Annotated in this window: 1 protein-coding gene; it reads left to right on the top strand. The window is 61.2% G+C overall.

Annotation, left to right across the window (positions count from 1 at the left end; genetic code table 11):
- Positions 1-3,504 (top strand): peroxidase family protein (locus DBR24_RS17855; protein ID WP_305889063.1); only part of this gene is annotated, 3,504 nt, incomplete at both ends.

Here is a 3,504-nt window from a genome sequence, read left to right as displayed (position 1 = left end):
ATCCAGCACACCGCCATGGGCGTGGCGATCGTCACCGATCCGGGCATTCTCGGCACCATCGGTGAAGTCGACACCAGTGCGCCGGACTCCGGCCAGTACTACATCCGCAACCAGAACACCGTGTCAGGCGATCCGTCGACCACCGGCTGGTTCACCCTGTTCGGGCAATTCTTCGACCACGGCCTGGACTTCATCAACAAGCCCAACCAGAACGCGACGATCACCATTCCGCTGGCGCCGGACGATCCGCTCTACGGCACGATCGGTCCGGATGGGCAGCCGGTGTATTCGATCAAGGTCCACCGGGCCTCCGTGGCTGAAGTGGACGGGCAGGGGCAGGCGCAGTACGTCAACCTCGACTCGCCCTACATCGATCAGAACCAGACCTACGGCTCCAATGACGCGGTCACGCAGTTGTTGCGCCAGTGGGTGGCCGATCCCAATCACCCGGGGCAATTCATTGCCGGCGCGGCGCTGTTCGATGGCACGACCCTGAGCGATGAAGCCGCCTGGACACTCAACGGCGTACTGACCCACCAGACCCTGCCGACCTTGAGCGAATTGCGCGCCCATGTGCTGGCCACCGGTCGTGATGATCTGACCTGGGACGACATCGCCAACTTCCGCGTGCGCGATGCCCATGGTCATGTGCTCGATGCCGATCCCAACACCGCTGGGGTGCAGGCGGTGTACACCCGTGAGGCGTTGTTGCTGGACATGAACCCGCACTTCGATGATGCGCACATCGACCAGGCCCGACTGATGTCGCTGGACGCGCACATCACCAGCATCACCTTCGATGCCAACAACCCTTACGGCATGGTCGTCAATTACGATAATGCCGGGCCGAAGAATCTGTTCAACTTCGTCAACTTTGCTGATTTCACCATCAGCGCGGCAGCGGGCAGTGCCGATTACGCAGTGGCCAACGAACTGTTGCTGCAATCGGTGGGCGATCACTACATTGCCGGCGACGGACGGGTGAACGAAAACTTCGGTCTCACGGCGATCCATCACGTGTTCCACGAAGATCACAATGTGCAGCTGATCAACCTGCAGAACGAAGTGCTGAGCCAGACTGACGTCAATGTCCGGCACAACTGGCAAGTGCAGATCAGCAATGGCAGCGGCGGTTTTTACAGCGACGCCAATGGCAACTTCACCCTGGCCGACGGCGTCACGGTGTCTTGGGATCAGGACAAATTGTTCTACGCCGCCAAACTCACCGTGGAGATGGAATACCAGCACGTGGCGATCGACCAGTACGCCCGGCTGATCACGCCGGATCTGCCCGAATTCGTCACCTATGACTCGGGGATCAACACCAATATCTCGCTGGAGTACGGTCAGGCCGCATTCCGCTTCGGCCACTCGCAACTGCGCGAGACCATTGATGCGCTGGAAAAAAACGCCAGTGGTGGCTACGACCTGACCGGCGCGATCACCCACTATGCGCTGGAGCAGGCGTTTCTCAATCCGGGCGGTTTTGCCGAAGTGGGACCCACCGCAATTGCGCTGGGCATGACCCGGCAGATCAGCAACGAAATCGATGAGTTCGTCACCCCGGCGTTGCAACAAGGCTTGCTTGGCCAGCCACTGGACCTGGCGACCATCAACCTGGCGCGTGGTCGGGATCTGGGGTTGCCAACCCTGAACCAGGCACGGCAGCAGATCCACGATGCGCTGATCGCGGAACGGGCCTCGCCGGCCGGTGCGCAGCACCACACTAACCTGATCGTCGACGGCCTGACGCCCTATACCAGCTGGAGTGACTTCGCCAACAACATGATTCACCCCGAGTCGCTGGTGAACTTCATCGCGGCCTATTCGTTCGACGGTGATGTGGCGCACGCCCAAGCGATCATCGATGCCGATGCGACGGGCGTGACCACCAACTACGCCGGTGGCAGTGTGACGGCAGAGCAAGCGGCCTATTTCCTCTCCGGCGCAGCCGATCCTGCCGGCAATCACGTGGCCGGTTATGACGGTTACAACGCGATCGATCTATGGATCGGCGGTCTGGCGGAAAAGCACGTCTATACCGGGCAACTGGGGACCACCTTCAATGCGATCTTCGAGGATCAGATGGAACGGTTGATGGACGGTGACCGTTTCTACTACCTGTTCCGCCTCGACCTCGGTTTGCCGGCGATGACCAACCTCAACGAGCAGGTGGTCACCGAGCAGTTCAAGGACATCATCGAACGCACCACCGACGCACGGCACCTGGCCGGGGATGTGTTTGGCTATGCCGACAGCTACATCGAGTTGAGTTACACCGACTCGGGCGCCAGTCCGACCGCGTACAAGAGCGAGCACAAGTACGGCACGCTGATCGAAGCCAACCACTTGGGCGTCTATTCCACCGGTGGCGTTGGCGGGATCGGTGGCAACGGCTTGCTGGTGAGCCTGAGCAATCCGGAAACCCATACCTCGCAAACCTATATCCGTGACTACCGGCCGGATCAGGGCCAGAACCCTGACGGCACCGCAGCCGTAGGCTACAACTCCCACGAGGTGCTGGTCGGTACCGACTATAACGACTGGCTGGATGCCGGCGACGGCGACGATACGATCTATGGCGAGGGTGGCGACGACATCCTCGATGGCAAGTCGGGTGCCGACCATATCTACGGTGGCGCCGGTAACGACGTGATCTACGGTGGCGACATCGAAGACTTCCTCGATGGCGGGGATGGCGACGACACCATTTATGCCGGGACCAGTGCCGGCGTCCTGGATGTGGTCATCGGTGGCAACGGCAACGACCATCTCTACGGTGAAGCCGGTATCGACGAGCTCTACGGTGGTGCCGGTAACGATTACATCGATGCCGGTGGCGACACCGACCTGGTGCATGGCGGCGACGGCAACGATGAAATCTATGGTGGTGACGGCCCGGACATCCTGTTCGGCGAAGACGGCGACGACATCATTTCCGGCGGTTCCACCGGCGACCAGGAGTTCGGCGGTGCCGGCGACGACATTTTGCTGCCGGGGCTCGGTGGTGCTCCCGGCCAAGGTGACGGCGATGAGGCCATTGGCGATGTCGGCTTCGACATTGCCGCGTTCAGCGATGTGAACATCGCGCTGGATGCGGCGGCGGATCTGAACAACCAGAACATCGTCGCCGCGCCGGGTACTGGCGTGCTGTTCCAGCCGTTCAACGCGTTGCTCACCGACATTGAAGGACTGATCGGTTCGCGCTTCAGTGACAGTCGGCCCAACAGTGCCGTGCCGGCCAATCCGACGGCCGGCCTGATCGGCAGCGCCACCGAGAACTGGCTGATTGGCGGCAGCGGCGACGACGTCGCCCAAGGCAACGGCGGTAATGATGTAATCGTCGGCGACTCGATCAAACTTGCCGACCTCAATCACTTGCTCGCCAGTCAGGGCTTTGCCGAGCATTTCACCGGCCTGCAAGCCAGTCGTCCGGATTTCATCCTGGGTGATAACCATGCTGCGCCCGGTACGGCCGATGGCGCAGCCGATACCGCGATCCTC

This window comes from Pseudomonas sp. HMWF006, assembly GCF_003061205.1.
In the GTDB taxonomy this organism is placed as follows: domain Bacteria; phylum Pseudomonadota; class Gammaproteobacteria; order Pseudomonadales; family Pseudomonadaceae; genus Aquipseudomonas; species Aquipseudomonas monsensis.
Note: the sequence above shows the minus strand (reverse complement) of the source record. Positions and strands in the feature narration are given on the sequence as shown.